1 protein-coding gene is annotated in these 399 nt (G+C 37.7%); it reads right to left on the reverse strand.

Going from position 1 to position 399, the window contains the following annotated elements; translation table 11 throughout:
* A partial coding sequence (locus EZV73_RS28495; RefSeq protein WP_240843943.1) for a hypothetical protein occupies positions 1–399 on the reverse strand: 399 nt, incomplete at both ends.

A 399-nucleotide genomic window follows, 5' to 3' on the forward strand; every position in this document is an offset into this window, starting at 1 on the left:
GTAGTCCAGCAATTTTTCAAACTCCATTTTTCCCAGTAAGTCATATACCATCATTTTCACCTCCTTATGCCTATCAAACATGATATACCTTTCACACCAGATATCTTTTTCAGTGAACAAAGAGTGCCTTTCACTGGATTCCCTATTCCAGAATTTYAAACTCCTAGACTTATTYTTTAAATTCTCATACTTAAAAGTGGAMGCAGGTTGAGACTGTACCTCTTTTTCCTTGGAGGATGAAGGCTTCTCAGGAGTAACTTTATCTGATGATGATGAGCTTATCTCCTCAATTCCCTCTTTTTCYGAAAGCTTCTGCCTCTTGGTTGCTGATTTTGGAAAGGGATTAGTGTTTTTCAACCTTGAAGAACTTCTGGATTGTAACTTCACACTTTCTGAACC

This window comes from Acidaminobacter sp. JC074 (genome assembly GCF_022496765.1).
Taxonomy (GTDB): Bacteria; Bacillota; Clostridia; order Peptostreptococcales; family Acidaminobacteraceae; genus JABXKX01.